Genomic DNA, 18,458 nt, shown 5'->3' on the forward strand with positions numbered 1-18,458 from the left:
TATTTGTTTAGTTATGGTGTATGTTAATTAGTTAATGTTGACAAAGATTTATTACTAATTGGAAGGGAGCAGCCGCAGAATTTCTAAAGTCAGCGCGGCAGCTAAGCGTGCAGTCATCTGATCGCGGTCATAGGAGGGAGATAACTCTGCAATATTGCATGCGAAGAGTTTTCCTGTGCCGGCCATTTTTCTTATCAAAGGTAAAGCTTGCGTTGGGGTGATGCCCAAAACTTGGGGAGCAGAAACCCCGGGGGCAAAGGCGCTATTAAATACATCAAGGCAGATAGTAAAATATAGATGTTGGGCAAGATCAATAAAAGGCTCCAACAAATGGGGGGCGTGATCTATTTCTTCGGCTGGGATAACTAAAACATCTAAAGTACGCGCTTTTTGGTGCAAAGCAATCGTATTCCCCTGGGGTTGAATTCCTGCGCACGCATAATAAAAAGGGAAACCTTTAGCGTTTTGATGATCAAGCATCTGTGAGAAAGTCGTGCCGGAAGTCCCTTTATTTCCTTCCAGAACGGGACGTAAATCATAATGGGCATCGAGATTTACTATGCCCAGTCCGCGGTCAAAACCTTTTTCTGCTATACCAAGAAACTGTCCCCACGCTACCTCATGCCCGCCCCCGCAGACGAAAGGAAATCCACCCTGTTCTAGAACTAGGGCGACAAGAAGGCCAAGAGCTGCTTGTGCTTGTTCAAGATCGTTTTCCAAACAAGTAATATCTCCGGCATCAAAAATAGGGCGCGTTAATCCCTCAGGTACAGGTAGGTTGGCTAGGGCTTTCCTCCAAGCTAAAGGGCCATCAGCAGCACCGGGTCTGCCCAGGTTGCGTTTAACACCTTCATCACTGGCAAAACCAATGAGTACAATAGCGTGTTTTGGAAGGGCCAGGCCAAATTGTACGTCAGTGCAGTGGACAACTTCGTGCAATCGTAAAGCCTCAGGACCGTCATGCCTACCCTGCCAAAGGAATTTTTCTGGAGGTTGATATCCGTATAAATTTACCACAGCCTTCCTCCGATCATGACAAACTTGGGTAATAAAGAACCTTGATAATACAGGACCTCTTGCCAGTTTTGGCAAGGGAAAATAGCTAAATCAGCACGCTTTCCAATTTCGATGACTCCTCTATCGTGCAGGTCTAATGCCTGTGCGGCACGGAATGTTATCCCTGCCCATGTTTCTGTCATCGTAAGTTTCTGAGCGGCTCCCAATAAAGAGGCTTGGGTCAGCAGGCGGCCCATCGGGGCAGATCCCGGGTTCCAATCACTGGCGATAGCTAAACAGTTGCCGGTGTCTAAGAGCATACGAGCAGGTGGAAAGGGGAGCCCCAAGCCTAGAGTTGCCCCCGGTAAAACTGTGGCAACGGTATTTGTTTTAGCAAGAATGCGTGCTGCAGCTTCGTCAACACATTCCAAATGGTCTGCGCTATGTACACCCGCTTCTATGGCAGCATGGATTCCTTCTGTGCTAAACTGTCCCGCATGTGCAGTAGTTGCAAAACCGCATTTCTGTGCATCTTTGAGATAACTAAGTGCGGAAGAGGGGGGAAAAGCTTCATTTTCAATAAAGATATCCATTCTATGCGCTAGATTTTCCTTCTGCAGAAGGGGCCATAACTCCTCTTTAATAGAGGATAGATAAGCGTCCTTATCAGAAAACTCGGGAGGGAGTATGTGGGCAGCAAGGCAGGTAGCGACGATTTGAATAGGCTGTTTGCGGGAGGCGAGTTGGATTGTACGTAGACACTTCAATTCATTTTGAAGATCCAATCCATAACCGCTTTTCACTTCGCAAGTGGTGATGCCATCGCGTTGTTGTAATTTTAAACGGTCTAGCAAGCCCATCAATAGATCATCTTCAGACGCTGATCGGGTGGCGCGCATAGTACGTAGGATGCCGCCGCCTTTTGCTGCAAGCTGTTGATATGTAATACCTTCAAGACGGTTTGCGTATTCGTCTGATCTGTCGCCGGCCCAACATATATGTGTATGTGCATCCACTAGGCCCGGAAAAACCACAGCAGGAAAGTCGATTGGCATAAAGGAGTCTGCCTGAGAAAAAAGCTGTGTATAAGGCTCTACAGCTTCGATGACACCGTCTTTAACCAGAATACCGCCATCGGCAATAATTTCTAGGGCGTGATCCGCCAGAGGACCTTTTAAAGGTAGCTTGCGCAATGTAACAATCTGTTTGAAGGGGCCTATAAGCATATTATAAGTCTAATCCGAAGTTGCGGCTCATTTTCTTTGCTTCCTCATAGCCTGCATCGGAGTGGCGTATTACTCCCATAGCAGGGTCGTTATGCAGTACACGTCCTAAACAGCGTGCAGCTCTCTCTGTTCCATCTGCAACGATAACCATCCCTGCATGCTGTGAAAAGCCTATACCTACGCCGCCGCCGTGGTGAAAGGAAACCCAAGTAGCACCGGACGCAGTGTTGACAAGAGCATTGAGAATGGGCCAGTCTGAGATAGCGTCGGAACCATCCAGCATATTTTCCGTCTCGCGATAAGGGGAGGCAACAGAACCGCAATCCAGGTGGTCGCGTCCGATGACTAGCGGGGCGGAGACGGCGCCTGTTTTAACAAGCTCGTTAAAACGGAGGCCGGCTTTTTCTCTTTCACCCATTCCTAACCAACAAATACGAGCAGGAAGACCTTGGAAGGCTATCTTTTCTTTTGCTGCAGTTAGCCAGCGGGCAAGGTTCTTATCCTGGGGAAAAAGTTCCAATAAAGCTTGGTCTGTCACAGCAATATCTTTAGGATTGCCCGAAAGTGCAGCCCAGCGGAAAGGACCTTTCCCTTCACAGAATAAGGGGCGGATATATTCCGGGACAAATCCTGGAATATCAAATGCATTTTCTGCACCTCCCTCTTTGGCAAATCCCCTCAAGTTATTTCCATAATCGAAAACTATGGTCCCCCGCTTCTTCATTTCGAGCAAAGCTTCCACATGTTTTGCCATGCTTGACAGGGAGTGTTTCAGATATGTCGCAGGATCTGCTTTACGTTGATCTGCAGCAGATGAAAGGGAGTATCCTGTCGGTACATATCCATTTAGGGGATCGTGGGCTGACGTCTGATCTGTTGCCAAGTCCGGCACGATGTTATCGTTGTTCATCTTTTCTAAGACAAGGCCGATATTTCCTACCAATCCTATGGAAAGGGGAATACCTTGCTCTTTGGCTTCTAAGGACCAGCGTATGGCTTCATCATAATGGGTCGTCATCTTGTCTAGATAACGTGTTGCAATACGGCGTTCAATCCGCGCCGGGTCCACATCAACTCCTAAGAAAACTCCGTCATTCATAGTGACAGCAAGGGGCTGCGCTCCTCCCATTCCGCCTAAACCGCCGCTGACGACCAAGCGATTTTTCAAGGTGCCGCCGAAGTGACGGCGTGCAGCTTCTGCGAATGTTTCGAATGTCCCTTGGACTATCCCCTGGGTTCCAATGTAGATCCAGCTGCCGGCTGTCATTTGACCATACATGATTAAACCGCGCTCTCGTAAAGCATTGAAGTTTTCCCAAGTAGCCCAATGGGGAACAAGATTGCTATTGGCGATAAGGACACGCGGTGCTTCGGCATGCGTGGGCAGTACTCCTACAGCTTTTCCTGATTGAACAAGCAGCGTTTGGTCTTCCTTAAGTTCCAGTAAAGCTTTGACAATCCCTTTCAATGCTTCCACACTGCGGGCGGCCTGCCCGATCCCGCCATAGACAACGAGATGGGCAGGATCTTCAGCTACTTCCGCATCGAGGTTATTTAACAGCATCCTTAAAGGGGCTTCCGTCTGCCAACTTTTTGCATGCAGTTCTGTCCCCCGCGGTGCGCGATAAGAATTCTCGTGGGCGTAAGTTTTCCAAAAAGTGTCAAAGGTCATTGGAGGTTCATTCCTGCTGTACATAATTCCTCCGTTGCTCTTGTTAGAGCGATGGATCCAAAATATAATTCATCTTTGAAACAGCGGTCATTTTCTAATTTGGGGACTTCGCTGCGTACGATATCGTACAATTTCCTAGTTCCGACACCCAATTTTGTAATGTTCCGCATATCGATCGCTTGTGCAGCGACGATGCATTCTATTCCAAGAACTTGCCGTGTGTTGCGCACTACCGTCTTCAGTTTGCGTGCAGATGTCATTCCCATCGATACATGATCTTCTATGCCTACATTCCCGGGGATAGAATCTGTGGATGCAGGATGAGATAACACCTTATTCTCATTCACGAAAGATCCTGCCAAGTACTGTGTTAACATTAACCCGGAATCAATGCCTGCGTTTTTGGCTAAAAAGGCGGGGAGATTGCTTAAGTGGGGATTCAATAAGACTTCTATACGTCGTTCCGAAATATTAGCCAATTCGGCCACACCAAGGCAGGCTGAATCGAAAGCAATAGCTAAAGGCTGTCCGTGAAAATTGCCTCCGCTTAAGATTTTTTTGTTGGCAACATCGACCAATGGATTATCTGTAGCAGCATTCAGCTCACATCCACAAACGTCCAAAGCATAAGTAATAATATCGCGGCTAGCACCATGCACCTGCGGTGCGCAGCGGAGTGAGTAGGGGTCTTGCACGCGCAAATGCTTAGTGTCTTCATCGAATAGATAAGAACCTTTGAGTACATTCAGCATATTTGTTGCCGTTTGTGCTTGATAGCGGTGGTTTCGGATCCTGTGTATCAATGGATCCAAGGGGTCAAGATGCGCAACCATAGCCTCATAGGTTAAAGCCGCGGCCAGGTCTGCTTGGCGGCAGAGGCTATATCCCACGAGTGTCGCCAATCCTCCTACCGAAAGCATCACTTGCGTCCCATTTATCAGAGCTAAACCTTCTTTTGTTTCTAAGACGATAGGTTCGATCCCTGCTTTTTTTAACGCTATCTTAGTCTCGATCAATTCATTTTGATAAAAAGAGAGCCCTTCGCCCAGCATAGCTAGAGCTATATGAGAAAGGGGAATCAAATCTCCACTAGCACCCAACGACCCATATTCGGGTATATAGGGATAGATATGGGCGTTGATCATATCGCATAATGTTTTGCACAGGATAGGTCTGACACCGGTATAACCTTTGACAAATACATTTAAGCGTAGCGCCATCGCCAGGCGGATCTCGTGAATATCCAGTGAGGGCCCCATCCCGCCGGCATGGCTGATGACGACATTTCTAGAAAGGATCTTTTGTTTATTGGGGGGGATTTTTGTTCCCGCTAGCCAACCTACTCCTGTATTTACCCCATAGACGGGTTTATCCCCTTTCGCCAATTCTTCAACTAAAGTACGGCTGCGTACAATTTTTTCTGCACAATTCGTATCGATTGCTATAGGAGCTCCCATCGAAATTTTATACGCATTTTCAATAGTCAGTGTTTCGCCATCCAGAACTATAACTTTAAGATCAGATTCTTTATTCATTGTCCCCAGAACGTTCAAGTTTATTAGGGTCATTCTAGTCTATTAATATTTTTTTTGTATGAGAAAATAGTGCGATTAGACTAAATGAACTGTCTAGTAACTGAAGACTGCATCACTCAGTCTAATGGATAAATGAAAGGAAATTCTATGTATAAAATTCTATTTTCCCTGCTAATTTTTTCTTTTTCTGCGCTTCAAGGTGTATTGCCTCCACTGTATTCCACTGCGAATGAAATCAAAGCTATTCTTAATTCTCCGGAATTAAGCGAACACCTCACTTCTGCCGACGCTATTCTAGCTATAGAAAAAACCGATAACGGCTGGTTTATTAAGGGCTTTCATCATTCCGTCACCGTAGAAGTTGTCTATTTAAAGCAAGACCATCCCGGGCCTGCGAAATACAATTTAGTATGGCATGCGAACTAGAATTTGAGATCTCACTTTCAAAACGGGCTCTTAGTAATACTATTTTTTTTACTATTAGTTAATTTATCTTGAAATCAAATGAGGTTAGGAATATAATTATAGTAAATTGCCTGGTAGTCCACGGCACCGTGCCTTGCGACCCGAATCAAGCATAAGTGTACCTTGCAAGTCCCTATAGGAGCGGATGCACAGTACCCTAGATGAGTCATTTCAATACTCTTCAAAACGCTTGAATATAGCGTACAGCCTTTTATTGTCCATTAAATCTAATTATCAAATTGCCCCCGCTTTCGTTCTCTTTATTATTAACTCTTTGCATAGTATTTTTCATGAGGAACTGGATGGAAAATAATGGTGAAATCTTCCTTTCACGCGGCTGGGCTAGCATCGCAGGCGCCATCGCTCTCGCCCTCTGGGCTGCAGAGTCTACCATCGTTATGTACTTAGGGGAAATACCACCCCTACAGCTCATCGCTATAGTGGGTGGCATCGGTTTTTTAGCAACCCTAGCTCGCGTTGCCTTCACTAATAGGTGGCATACCCTTAGACAACCCCCAAAAATCTGGCTTGTCGGAATTGTTTCCTTCACTCTCGTTCAAGCTTGCTACGCCTCTGCCTTTCAATACGCTCCCCCTGCTGGCGTAGATATGATTTATTACCTGTGGCCCATCGAGGTCATTATCCTTTCCAACATCGTGATCGGCGAACGCTTCACGCGCAGCCATATTTTTGCTTCGATGATTGCCATGGTAGGAATGACCCTGCTATTCATGGACATCATTGGCAGCGATAGCATCGCTTGGGAATATAATCACATTATCGGCTATGTCCTCGCTTTTATTGCTTCGCTTGCTTGGACAGCTTATACCCTTTTTACCCGCCGCTATTCCAACCTTTCAAGCTCCATGATGGGCGGCTATATGGGAGTTTCCGCCTTAGTCACAGCAATTGGCCACTTCCTCTTTGAAAAAACTGTAGTCCCTACTTCTGAGCAGTGGATGCTTATGGTTTTCTACGGAATTAGCTTGGTCGGCATTGCCTACCTCTTGTGGGACTATGGCCTTAAAAGAGGCCACTATCAAACATTGAACGTTCTCTCTTATATGGTCCCTATGGGCGCCCTCACTTTCCTTGTACTTACCGGATTGACTGAGCCTACGACGTACCTTTTATGTGCTTGTGCCTGCATTACTCTTGCCGCTCTGTGTACACTAGCAGCGGAAGGAAGCAAAGCGTATAAAAAACGTAAAACAGTCAAACAAAAGAAAATGCAGGAAAGGCAGGAATCATCCTCAATCCTTGAACCTATTGCGATGGAAAGTGCTTAGGAATTGTTTGAAAAAAACAATTACTAGCCCTTTTTATCTTAGAAAATCAATACTTTAAATCTCGAACTATCTTTTTTCTACTTTATTAAAACTAGCGGTCTAGGCTGCTCTAGGGGACGATTGTTTCGTCTGAATTTACATTTTCAAATGCGAAAAAAAATAATTTTTTTCATATTTTTAGTGAAAAGACTTGCAGAAATTATATTCATGAGAGTAAAGATATAAACGTTAGCGTTAAACGGTGTTGTGGGCCTCGTCGAGAGCCTCAAGACTATGCGCACATTGAGTAGTGCAATAACTGCCAAAGTGAGCATTATTGCGACACCAATTCATGGCTAAAGCTATGACTAAATCAACATACCAACACTGAGGGAGTATGTGGAACTTTGCTAAGAAACTCGCATTGGCGGGAGTATCAACTTTGCTAGTCGCAACAGCATCCTTGTCGGCTGCCTACAACGACTGCTATGACTACAACAATAACTATAACTGCTGCAATAACGCCTCGAATGACTTCTGCTGTGGAGACTGGTCTTTCGAAGCTGAATTTCTATACTGGAGAACTTACGTCGACGAATTACCCGTCGGTCGTTCTTTCTCAAGCACCACCAATGCCCCTACAACTGTGGCTATTCCAGGTGATGGTACAATTTCTGTAACTAATGGCTCATCCCAAAGATATTTCACAAAATATCTTGATCCAAAATGGAGACCAGGTACTCGCCTTACTCTAGGCTACCAAAATCCAGGCAGCTGCTGGGATTGGAAATTTGCTTGGACATGGTTGTATTCAAAGTCTAAAGCATCTCTTACTGATGATGCGTTACTAGATTCAGAAATCAACGAACCAGCTTGGGCTAGTGGTGCAACACCTCCATTTAGTACAACAGGTGCATTGCCAATTCTAGGAAGCAGAATCTCAGGCGACTGGGGCTTAAGCTACAATGCTTTTGAAATCGGCGTAGGCTATTCTTTTGGCGCTTGCTGCGATCAATTCCATGTAAGACCACACTTTGATATTAAAGTTGCTTCTATACGTCAAAAAGCAACTTTCCGTACAGAGACAGCTTTTACAGGCTTCCCGGTTACAACTCCAGTTGTAGGCTTTGCACCATTCGATCTGACCGACCAAGTTCAGTTGACAAGAGATTATGTTGGTGTTGGTCCACAAATTGGTCTTGACCTGCATTACACTCTTTGCGGTGGATTAGGATTATATGCTAAAGCTGCAGCAGCATTGTTGTACGCTGAGCCACAAATCAAATTCCGCGGTAAAATTAAGACAGAGTCACCTATTGCTGCTCTTAACTATGACAACAATGAAACAAGTAGAAGCCGTTCAGATCCACGTCATGTCAACCTCAATACAACATTGGGACTTGGCCTAGAATATAGCCGTTGGATTTGCGACTGCAGCTACCGCGTATTCTTCAAGTTAGGTTGGGAACACCAATTGTACACAAACCAGAACCAATTCCACCGTGCAGTACTTGCACCTGGTGCAGTTTCAGGACTAAGCGACATCATTTTCCCAGTTGAAAATGGTGACTTGTCCTTATACGGTTTGACAGCTTCTGTCGGTTTTGATTACTAAGATCCGATAGTAGAGTTTTTGTGTGTGAAGGGGTAGCAGTAGCTGCCCCTTTTTTTTTGCTTAAATAAGTCGTGTAGTATTTTCAAGATGATTAAGATCTATCTAGATCAGCGAGCAATAAAGCAGTCGATAACTAGCATTTTGTCCTTTTTGTTTTTCCACCCTTCCATCCACAAGAGTACTCTATTCACACGCATATGCTGTGAGCTATAGCAATGGCAGTAAACCAAGCCATCATAGTCACAGGTTCGAGCAAGGGATAATGCTGGATCATTGAAAGATCAGATAACCTCAAGCTGTAAACACCGATAGGTTTATCAGCCTGAGGATTAAGATTAGGCACAATTCAAGATTAAAGTGATTTTGCTTTACCGACGCAGTAGGCCGCAGCAGACTTTAAAAGTGTCCCAGGAATGAATAGAACAAAACCATACCAGAAGGCATTCTCAACGCCTATTAGCGCTGATAGCCACGCGACGCCCATCATAAAGGTCACAGCTTGACCAATGGCAATTCCTGAAAGCAAATAGGAATTTCTAACACAGACAGATGTAAGGTATGCAGCAAATGGAAAGCTCAATAGATATCCCGCAGCTGGCTCTAGGATCCATAAGGGATTGACATGTCCAGCAGAAAGTACTGGCAAGCCCGCTGTTGCAGCCGAAAGATAAGCTAGGCACGCAAAAAATGCATTTTTTGGGGTAAGGAAAAGACCGAGAAGCATGACGCCAAAGGTTTGTAGAGTAATGGACACAGGATAAAGCGGGATAGAGACTTGTGAAAGAACTGACAGAGCAACTGCTCCGGATACAACAGCGCAGGTATTAGCTAAAAAGCTATTTGGCAGAACTTGGGAAAAACGCAATTTCTCTAAAATAGTAGTCACTTTTAAATTCCTCCATTAAGTAAAACATAAAGAAACATCAGTATAATGAAAGTGAAGAATAAAGGGGAGAGAACGAATGACACCAAATATTGGAACACCAGACAGGCTAATACGCCTTACCATTGCAATCGTCCTTTTTGTGTTAGCTTGGTACTATGCTAGCTGGATACTCCTAGCCTTTGCAGTATTTACACTCTACGAAGCAATAGCAGGATGGTGCTTGTTTTTCCAACTTATCGGAAAAAACAGCTGCGATTTGAAGAGGTAGGAGACAAGTGCAATCACGAGAGTGCTGCACTGCCAAAACTAATTTAAACTTGAAAAAGTTAAGAAATTAGGAATTGCCTTTTCAAAAAATGAAGCTACTGTAGAGATAATGCGTGAGATAGCAAAATACACGTGGGAAATCCCCCATGTTTTTAAGAAAAGATTTTTTATTCGGTCAGTTGTAGATAGTTTAGAAGGGTTGTGTTGAACTCTTCCTTCTAATGAAGCTGTTCCAACTACCTTATTAATTTGAACAAGAGCTGATAGAACGGTGTGATTTTCTTCTTGAGATATTGCTGAATAAGGTAAGTCGCGGAGTTTACCAAACAACACGTTGAATTTTGCAATTTCACTTTCGTGAGCATTCACCTTATAATTAACAATCTTAAATGTATTTAGCAATTGAATATCTCTTGGAGTCAATGCTAAATTGTTCTTTAATTTGGGCAGCAGGACCCTTAATAGTCTATTTTTTGTTAGACGCCCTTCCAATGACTGGATCTCGATTTTATCTACAATTTCACATAGAAAAGTGTAATGGTCATTAATAACTTCTTCCGCGGAAAACTCTGAAAGAGTTTCTATCTGGTCGCTAGGAATGCAATATATTTTTACAAACTTTTGAAGTTTTTCAAATACACTAGAAAATTCCGCATACACATCTTCACTCATATTTAAAACAGAATAATTGTTGAGTTTGAATTTAAGGAAAAATTCTTTTTCATCTTGTGTAATAGGTGATTTATTTTTAAGCGTGGTTAATATTTGGAATATTTTCTGTTGGGCATCTTCCACTCTAGTTGTCGTCAGTTTAATATTGTTCAAATTTGAAGTGAGGAAATCGTAACGTTCTGCAAGGAGGCTTTCAACAGAACCATGTTTTGCAATCTTATCCTCGATGGATAGAAATCTACCCTCCTGCAGTTTTGTAACGAAGGTTATAAATGCATCCCAACCTTTGCGTCCCTTATAAAATAGAAAATGAGTAATTTCCCCTGTTAAACGGGGGTTAGAATTACTTATCCCTTCACTTAATACATGTCTGTGAATAATCTTATTTTTATACACCGTTTCTATTTCAGGATCGTCCTTTGCATATGAACGGTTCATCGCTTTTGCATATCCTTCAGGATTAAGTTCAATAGCCTTTTCATAGGCTGTAGGATTGAGTTCTTTTAGCCTTATAAGGGGTTCAGAACGAAATTCTAGTGTATCTTTATCGTAATAGAATTTTTCGCCAGGCTTAAGCTCTAGTAGCTTTTGATCAGTTCCATTTGCACGCTCAAGGAAGTCAGTACAAAACTTTTGGGTACCTTCAGGATTTGACTGTATTGCCTGATAAAAAGTTTCGCGATTTTGCAGTGAACTTGTGTAATTAGAATCTAGAGTCATAATTAAACCGTTATTTATAATAAAAATATAATTATAGCTTTAAATTGTTAATGTTTTATTAAGATAAGTATTGTAATTTCCCTTAGTTGAATTCATAACGAGGTTGGACTAAATCTGCCCCGCCACTTGCTGCTGTTTCTAGTGTCTTCCAAAAGGTGAGTTGAGTGAATAAAGGCATTAGATAGGAGCGTTTTACTCCGGACACACAATGCAAAAAAAAAGGGCCTGTGGAATTTCTTCCACAGGCCCTAGCCTCAATAACTAAGTTATGCGCTTAGTTAACGATAGTGCTTTCTTGTTGTGTAATCGGAGTCGTAATCGAAGCCGAAGTTACGTCAACAACTACGCGGCCATCGCCAGACTTAGCAGCACGAGCATTGACACGGTAGTTCAATGTTTGACGTGGTCTAAAGTTGTCGTATGGTGCGAAGGTCACTGTTTGGCCATTGACTTGACCTGGGGTGTCGCCACTAGCATCAATAGGCTCGATTTCCGCAGGGAAATGAACGATTACTGATACATTGTCGTCAGCTTCGGAACCTTGGTTCACAACGCTGATGCAGTAGCTTGTAGGCTCGCCAATGCAAACTGGGTCTTCAGTGTCGCAGATGCAAACTGTTAGAGCAGGACGTCCTCTCCAGCGAGTAGTAAACTCGGAAGAAGCGCAGCAGCCTTGGCAGTTTGTAACGCTAACGCGGTTAGTGAAGCAGCCTGGTGTGCAGGTTGTCAACGAGATGTTGAAGGTGACTTTTTCACCTGGTTTCAGCTCGCGGAGTTTCCATACAGCTTGGTTGCCGTTAATCGCAGCACCTTGTGCAGCAACGATAGATGTCGAAGCTGGAGCAATGTCTGTTACGATCACTTCAGTTAATGGCTTGTCGCCTTGGTTAGAAAGTGTGATCACATAATCAGCATTTTTGCCGATTTGGACTTCTTTCGGACCAGTTTTGACTAAGTCAACAGCGCAGCAGCAGATGCATGTGCAAGCTTGGCAGGACGTAGAGTCTGCGTTGCAAGCAGTAACAAGGGCTGTTGTGCAGACTTTGCCGCGGCGTACTGCTGTGAAGCATGCATTGATTTGCTTTGTCTGGCATGGCTCTAGGCGGCCAAGACGGAAGCAAAGTGTACGCAAGCAGCTGCTGTGCTCAAGTCCATCAGGTACGTTGATTGTAGCGACAACGTCTTCAGCAGCGCAGCTTCCACGGTTGGAAACTGTGAGTGAATAATGAACTGGATCGTTTGGGCAAACTTCTTCTGGACCGCAGATGTGGCAGTTCAGAACAGGCTTAGCGCAGAGGATAGAGCAAAAGCGTGTGGGTGTTGCAGTAGCGCAGAAGCAAGCGCAAAGTTCACCTTCGCAGTCGCAACGCAACCAAACTTTCGCTGGGATAGTTTGGCATTTTTGCATGGAACCGATATCCCAGATCACTGTACGGCCATCAACGTGTGCTGGTGGAGTACTGCGAATGAAGGAAACGCCTTCCGGTAGGTGTGTTGTCACAACTACGTCGCAAACATCATCGCAAGCTCTGATGTCGAATTCCAGAGGATACTGGTCGCCGAGCATGCAGAGTTGAGGGTTACGTGCAGAAACGATGATACCATCGATGCACTTAAGTTCATTTTGCTGAGGATGTTTGCAGCGGATAGGAGCTTTGCAGCTTGGTTCGCATGGTGGTGGGCATGGAGCTGGGCAAACTGGTTTGCATACAGGCTCACATGGAGGTGGGCATACTGGTTTGCATACAGGTTTGCATACTGGCTCGCATGGTGGTGGGCATACAGGTCTGCACACTGGCTCGCATGGTGGTGGGCAAACTGGTCTGCATACTGGAGGGCATACTGGTCTGCACACAGGCTCGCATGGAGGTGGGCATACTGGTCTGCATACAGGTTTGCATACTGGTTCGCATGGTGGTGGACATACCGGCTTGCAAGGTGGAGGACAAACGGGCTTGCAAATCGGAGGGCACACGGGTTGACAGGGGTCGGCACAAACAGGTTCACAGCTGTTTCTGCTGCACCCTGCCCACAGCACTGTCGTTGCACATAACAGCAGCAACGCGGTGATGTAGCGCAGTTTGTTACTCATTGAACACTCCTTATAGTTTTGAGGTCTACTCGAGCTTTCACAAGCACGTGGTAGTTGTTTACACGCTGCTTTACATTAAGCCGCGCAGCTGCGGCGATTTTGGTGTAAGTTTCTAGTAGTGCTCCCATAAGTAAGGACGGGCGCTGTAGCCGGAGTCATCGCAACATTCATTGTAGTCTAGTACGGGTTGCGGGCAGGTGGGCCGAGGCGCTGGGCAGGGATTGCAGTTTGGATCGTAGCTATTATTACAGCAGCTTGAGAGTAGGAATCCTGTTAAGCAGAGGAGAAGTGTGTTAAGAGATTTCATTAGAGCTCCTGTGTTTCATTGTTACTATTGCTACCTTAATCGTGCTGCAACCGGCAAGGAAATGTAGTCCTGCCGGTGCAACAACTCGCTATGCAGCTCTGTCGGCTCTTAGTAGCAGCACTCTGCTGGAGGACAACAAACTGGTTTTGGACAGCAAACTGGTTTTGGACAGCAAACTGGCTTAGGTGGGCAGCATGGACGTGGTGCTGGGTTGCAGCAAGGATCACGGACGCAGCAGCAGCCAGCTAACATTACAGTAGCAGCGCACAACATTAGGATAGAGAATAGTTTATTCTTCATGATACACCCCTTAAATTTGGTGAGATTTGTTATTAGTCCCTTGTACCGTCATCCGCCGCTCTTGCGAAGGTTACTTTACAAAAAAGGATTTACCTCCAGTACATACAGTGTTGGCAAATAATTCTTCCAGAACAATCTGCATTTTTAACAAAATATTTTTTTATATTTATTCTAGATGGCTGATTGTAAGTAAATTGAGAAAGGATAAATTACCCTAGGAATTACGCTTTGAGCTTGCCTGTCCAGCCCAATTTTTTTCTCAAAGTAGAGAAATAATCGTATTGGGGAAGGTTGACTAATTTGAATTTTTTTTGTGAGAGAGTAATGTAAAACATTTCTCCATTTGACATGCGGAAGCAGTCCAAACCGTCGAAAATAATCTCGATAGGTTCATTTTCTGTGATGTATTGAATTTGGATTGTTTGATTAGGGAGCAAAACAATAGGGCGGTTAGAAATTGTATGCGGACAGATGGGAGTTAGGACAAAGGCTTCCATCTTAGGAGTGAGGATAGGTCCTCCTGCGGCAAGAGAGTAAGCCGTAGAGCCATTAGGTGTGGCGACGACGACGCCGTCGGCCGAGAAAGTATTTAGATAGTTACCGTCTACATGAATGACTAATTCGATCAGGCTGGGGATTTGCCCCCTATGAATGACGATATCATTCAGGGCGAAGGTGCTTTGGCCGCCCTGGGTTGTTCCAGTCATCATGATCCGTTCATCGACGGAGTAATTTCCTTTAAGCAGAGCATGCAGGCAAGGGTAAATGTCGGATAGAGGGATGTCTGCCATAAAACCTAAACCGCCAAGGTTAATACCGACGACAGGAGCGGATAAATCGGGATGGGTATGTAGGAAGCGCAGGATGGTCCCATCTCCGCCTAGAGTGATAATAAAAGAGATCTCTTCGGATTTCACGGAAGAAAGGGGAACGGCGCCTATTGTTTCGGCCTCATCGTCGCGCGCGGTGACAGTCACCCCGTTTTGCACTAGGAATTCCCTGATGCTTGTGGCGATAGATTTTGACTGGCTTTTAGAAAGATTGGGAAGGAGGGCGATGATCATATGCTGCTCGCCTGGATAGAGGCCTGTTTGGAGAGTTCGAACTGGGAAACGATTTTGTTGGTGATATTATCAGACGTAAGGCCAATTTCTTTTAGTAAAGCTGCATGCGTGCCTTGTTCAATATAAGCTTCCGGCACTCCAAAATTAAGAACTTGGACGTTGGAGTATCCGTTCGTCATAAGGAAGTTATTTAAGATGGAGCCTAGTCCGCAAATAGCGGAATGTTCTTCGATGGTCACAATAGTTTGGTGTGTCGTTAGAAGATCGCACAGTAATTCAGAGTCCAAAGGTTTAACGAAGATAGGATCGACAACAGAGGCTTCGACACCCCATTGCTTGAGCTGCTCTCTAACTTCAAGGGCAACCTTATTCATATGACCTAAGGCGATGATAGCGAGTTTAGAACCTTGGGCAAGAATTTCTCCCTTGCCTAAAGGACGGGGGACTCTAGGCGCTTCGGTCACTTCGGTGGCTAAGTTCGGATAACGGATGGCGGTGGGACGATTCCACGAAAACGCCGAGCTTAATAAGTCTTTTAGCACATCCCCGTTGCGTGGCTGTGCAATCACCATATTTGGCATAGCGTTAAGGAAGGAGATATCATAAATACCATTATGTGTGGCCCCATCGGCGCCGGCCAGGCCTGCACGGTCTATCGCGAATACGACGGGAAGTTCTTGCAGGCAGATGTCGTGGAAAAGATTGTCGAAGGCGCGTTGCAGAAAAGTGGAGTAAATAGAGGCAACGACATGAGTTTTGCCGCCATAAGCCAGGCCGCCGCAGAAAGTGATAGCATGCGATTCTGCAATGCCTGCGTCTAGGCAGCGCTGCGGATATTTTTGCATGAAGGCATCTAAGCAGGAGCCGCAAGACATGGCAGGGGTAACAACTTGTAAAATAGGGTCATTATCAGCCATTTCCAAAATATGCTTTCCAAAAACTTGAGGGAAAGTGGGCTTGGGTGAGGGAGCAACAATGAATTTACCTGTATCAAGATGAAAGGGGCGTGCGCCGTGGTAGCCGGTAGGATTGGCAATGGCCGCTTCCATCCCTTGGCCCTTATTGGTCAGGATGTGTAGGATCACAGGCCAGGAGGAATTTTTGAGCTTTTCCAATACAGAGGTCAGCTCTTTAATATCATGTCCATCGACTGGGCCGATATAAGAGACGCCGTAATGTTCGAAAAAAGATGCCGGACTGACCAGGTTTTTTAAGGAGCTGGATATTTTATGGCCTTGGCGAGAAAGAGCAGGTCCGTAGCTTGGGATTTTTGAGACGAGAGAATCAAGTTCCTGATGGATCTTATGCGTGAGGGGATTGCTTAGTATGCGGCTAAGAATTCGGGTGATGGCTCCCACATTCTTGGATATCGACATTGCATTATCATTTAAGATGATAATAAACTTTTTCAAGTCTCGTGGTAAGTTATTTAAAGCTTCCAATGACATACCACAGGTCAACGTTGCATCTCCGATCACAGGGATGACATAGTTGTCTTCATCCATCAAATCGCGCGTTTGGGCCACACCCAGAGCTAAAGAAAGGGCTGTCCCCGCATGGCCTGCGTGGAAATGGTCGTGAGGGGATTCTTTAGGGTGGCCAAAGCCTGAAAGTCCCTGGTACTGCCGGATCGTAGGGAATCTATCGTTGCGCCCGGTGAGGATTTTGTGGGTGTACGTTTGGTGGCTGACATCCCAAATAAACTTGTCTTTAGGGGATTGAAAGACCTTATGCAAAGCAAGAGTCAATTCAACTGTGCCAAGGTTGGATGCCAGGTGCCCCCCATTAACAGACATGACTTCTATAATACGCTGGCGAATCTCAGCAGCCAGCTCATTCAATTGATTAAAGTCGTATTTTTGTAGATCTTCAGGAGTTTTAATGGTGGGCAGTAGCTTTGACATGGGCGGCCTAGGTGGAAAATGGTTCTGTTTTTGGCCGTCCTTGTTCATCAACTTGGACTTCATCGTTGCGGTTTTTAATCAATTTCTCGATTTTTTTTTCTGCTGTATTCAAGCGCTTATTGCATTGGCTGATGAGTTTGTCAGCTTCTTCATAGCATTTCAGAGCATCTTCGAGGGGAGTCTCAGCATTATTCAACTTTTCAAGCAGTTCTTCCAGACGGTGAAAGGCTGCTTCAAAGGAAAGCTGTTCCTGTCCAGTGCTTTCATTGGAAGAGGTGTTCACAGTTAGACCTTGATATTTAGCATTTGTTATAACTGATTTGCCAATTTCAAGCAATTTTGGACTACTGTAGAGCGATGAAAATTTAATGAGGGAGCAATAGACTTCTTTCGAAATTCCATTTGATGGTTAAAATTGCTATTTTTATGATGAGTATATCCGGGAACAATCAATTTTACATAAAAATGACGCCCCTCGAAAATAATTCTTTTTAAATATCGCAGAATAGAATCATTCGGACGCTGGTTTTTTCAATAATCAATCGGTAGTATTAAGTACTCTCTTCTTGAATGCCTATATCCTTCCAGAAATATTAAGTTCATCTAACTGCTTTAATACTGGAGGCAATTTTTCAAGGACATCCTCTAGATTTTTTGATGATTTCATATAATTACAGCAGGCAAGCATGTACATTTTATCATTCAATTTTTCAATGATATCCTGAGAGAAGTTGGAGGGAAATAGGTTATTGCTATTAAAATGACCTACAATTTCTTCGTATCGTTCAGTGCTTGCTTTAGTGATGAAATGTTTGAAAATAGCAAACTTTGAATCATCGTCCATTAAAAAAGTTTCATAATGATTTCTGGTTAGATAGCTTTTAGCGTCGTCAAAAGTGTGAGTTCTTAATAGGAAATAGTATTGGGCTGTGACTATATTTTTCTGTGCCTCAGTAAGCTCTTGAACAATGCCGTTAAATTTTGAAATGAGCTGGTCTAATGTAACATTCTTTAAATGGTACTGTAAGAAGGGGAGGCCATGAAGCTTATACAATGAAAGGGAGAAATTTTGAGAAAGATCATCTTTGGCAATTTGAATTTGATTTAGCGCATTAGAACGGGATTTATTATAGAGAGCTACACCGAACAGAAATGTGAGGGTCGCAGCTGTTAGCGGAACAGCAGAAACATAATAAACGCTGATGGCTACTGCTGTAAAACTGGTGGCTAAAATAACTTTTGCAAAAGGTCTAATAAAACTTTCTTTTTCTAATATTTTATTTGTCCAATAAGTCGGATCATTAAAAGGCTTAAGATTTAAAATAGCTGCATAACTCATTAAAAAGACCTTTTGAAATTATATTTATTCATTTATTTGATTATCTTTAAAACATTCTACTTGGAAGAAGAAAGATCGTTGATTTTGACGACCTATCTTTGATAAGGAATGTGTTAGCCCTGTCTCTCGT

The 18,458-nt window shown here is 44.3% G+C and carries 19 protein-coding genes; 5 read left to right on the plus strand and 14 right to left on the minus strand.

Annotated elements, in window-relative coordinates; all coding sequences use genetic code 11:
• Positions 1-54: 54 nt before the first annotated feature.
• The 4 genes from hutG to hutH are packed head-to-tail and all read right to left on the minus strand — an operon-like array spanning position 55 to position 5,429.
• Positions 55-1,017, minus strand: a complete 963-nt coding sequence (hutG, locus tag WC222_02445) for a formimidoylglutamase (protein ID MFA6915229.1) — start codon at positions 1,015-1,017, stop codon at positions 55-57.
• Entirely contained in the window at positions 1,011-2,222 is a 1,212-nt protein-coding gene (hutI, locus tag WC222_02450; GenBank protein MFA6915230.1) for an imidazolonepropionase, read from the minus strand. Before hutI ends, hutG begins: the two co-directional genes overlap by 7 nt.
• A 1-nt stretch (position 2,223) precedes the next feature.
• Positions 2,224-3,918, minus strand: coding sequence for a urocanate hydratase (hutU, locus tag WC222_02455; GenBank protein ID MFA6915231.1), 1,695 nt, complete (start codon positions 3,916-3,918; stop codon positions 2,224-2,226).
• Positions 3,891-5,429, minus strand: coding sequence for a histidine ammonia-lyase (gene hutH / locus WC222_02460; GenBank protein ID MFA6915232.1), 1,539 nt, complete (start codon positions 5,427-5,429; stop codon positions 3,891-3,893). The genes hutU and hutH overlap by 28 nt, the downstream gene beginning before the upstream one ends.
• A 147-nt stretch (positions 5,430-5,576) precedes the next feature.
• Between hutH and WC222_02465 the strand changes: the two genes are divergently transcribed.
• The 3 genes from WC222_02465 to WC222_02475 all read left to right on the plus strand — a co-directional run bounded on the left by WC222_02465 (position 5,577) and on the right by WC222_02475 (position 8,777).
• Complete coding sequence (locus WC222_02465) at positions 5,577-5,855, plus strand: hypothetical protein (protein MFA6915233.1); 279 nt, start codon at positions 5,577-5,579, stop codon at positions 5,853-5,855.
• Positions 5,856-6,196: 341 nt separating this feature from the next.
• Positions 6,197-7,183 (plus strand): DMT family transporter, encoded by a 987-nt coding sequence (locus WC222_02470; protein MFA6915234.1) that lies wholly within the window; start codon positions 6,197-6,199, stop codon positions 7,181-7,183.
• A 376-nt stretch (positions 7,184-7,559) separates the two neighbouring features.
• On the plus strand, positions 7,560-8,777 hold the full coding sequence (locus WC222_02475; GenBank protein ID MFA6915235.1) for an Lpg1974 family pore-forming outer membrane protein: 1,218 nt from the start codon (positions 7,560-7,562) through the stop codon (positions 8,775-8,777).
• A 187-nt stretch (positions 8,778-8,964) separates the two neighbouring features.
• Here the strand turns inward: WC222_02475 and WC222_02480 are convergent, their stop codons facing one another.
• Both WC222_02480 and WC222_02485 read right to left on the minus strand, forming a co-directional pair.
• The gene (locus WC222_02480) at positions 8,965-9,120 is read right to left on the minus strand and encodes a hypothetical protein (protein ID MFA6915236.1); all 156 of its coding nucleotides are present in this window, start codon (positions 9,118-9,120) and stop codon (positions 8,965-8,967) included.
• 9 nt (positions 9,121-9,129) lie between these two features.
• Positions 9,130-9,663, minus strand: a complete 534-nt coding sequence (locus WC222_02485; protein ID MFA6915237.1) for a biotin transporter BioY — start codon at positions 9,661-9,663, stop codon at positions 9,130-9,132.
• Between the two features lie 76 nt (positions 9,664-9,739).
• Here WC222_02485 and WC222_02490 point away from each other — a divergent pair, with 76 nt between their 5' ends.
• Entirely contained in the window at positions 9,740-9,931 is a 192-nt protein-coding gene (locus WC222_02490; protein ID MFA6915238.1) for a DUF2892 domain-containing protein, read from the plus strand.
• Positions 9,932-9,969: 38 nt separating this feature from the next.
• Here WC222_02490 and WC222_02495 read toward each other — a convergent pair whose 3' ends face one another.
• Both WC222_02495 and WC222_02500 read right to left on the minus strand, forming a co-directional pair.
• A complete protein-coding gene (locus WC222_02495) occupies positions 9,970-11,322 on the minus strand; it encodes a hypothetical protein (GenBank protein ID MFA6915239.1) in 1,353 nt (450 codons plus the stop codon).
• 274 nt (positions 11,323-11,596) lie between these two features.
• The gene (locus tag WC222_02500; GenBank protein MFA6915240.1) at positions 11,597-12,889 is read right to left on the minus strand and encodes a hypothetical protein; all 1,293 of its coding nucleotides are present in this window, start codon (positions 12,887-12,889) and stop codon (positions 11,597-11,599) included.
• A 70-nt stretch (positions 12,890-12,959) separates the two neighbouring features.
• Between WC222_02500 and WC222_02505 the strand changes: the two genes are divergently transcribed.
• A complete protein-coding gene (locus tag WC222_02505) occupies positions 12,960-13,304 on the plus strand; it encodes a hypothetical protein (GenBank protein ID MFA6915241.1) in 345 nt (114 codons plus the stop codon).
• A gap of 222 nt (positions 13,305-13,526) precedes the next feature.
• On the opposite strand, the gene WC222_02510 is transcribed toward WC222_02505, so the two are convergent.
• The 6 genes from WC222_02510 to WC222_02535 all read right to left on the minus strand — a co-directional run bounded on the left by WC222_02510 (position 13,527) and on the right by WC222_02535 (position 18,328).
• A complete protein-coding gene (locus tag WC222_02510) occupies positions 13,527-13,721 on the minus strand; it encodes a hypothetical protein (GenBank protein ID MFA6915242.1) in 195 nt (64 codons plus the stop codon).
• A gap of 35 nt (positions 13,722-13,756) precedes the next feature.
• Positions 13,757-13,948 (minus strand): hypothetical protein, encoded by a 192-nt coding sequence (locus tag WC222_02515; GenBank protein MFA6915243.1) that lies wholly within the window; start codon positions 13,946-13,948, stop codon positions 13,757-13,759.
• 294 nt (positions 13,949-14,242) lie between these two features.
• Entirely contained in the window at positions 14,243-15,085 is an 843-nt protein-coding gene (locus WC222_02520; GenBank protein ID MFA6915244.1) for an NAD(+)/NADH kinase, read from the minus strand.
• Positions 15,082-16,989, minus strand: coding sequence for a 1-deoxy-D-xylulose-5-phosphate synthase (locus tag WC222_02525; protein MFA6915245.1), 1,908 nt, complete (start codon positions 16,987-16,989; stop codon positions 15,082-15,084). Before WC222_02525 ends, WC222_02520 begins: the two co-directional genes overlap by 4 nt.
• A gap of 7 nt (positions 16,990-16,996) precedes the next feature.
• Positions 16,997-17,272, minus strand: coding sequence for an exodeoxyribonuclease VII small subunit (gene xseB, locus WC222_02530; GenBank protein MFA6915246.1), 276 nt, complete (start codon positions 17,270-17,272; stop codon positions 16,997-16,999).
• A 291-nt stretch (positions 17,273-17,563) separates the two neighbouring features.
• Positions 17,564-18,328: a hypothetical protein gene (locus tag WC222_02535; GenBank protein ID MFA6915247.1), complete on the minus strand. Its 765-nt coding sequence runs from the start codon at positions 18,326-18,328 to the stop codon at positions 17,564-17,566.
• Between the last annotated feature and the right edge of the window lie 130 nt (positions 18,329-18,458).

The sequence above is a fragment of the Parachlamydiales bacterium genome (assembly GCA_041671045.1).
Taxonomy (GTDB): Bacteria; Chlamydiota; Chlamydiia; order Chlamydiales; family JABDDJ01; genus JABDDJ01.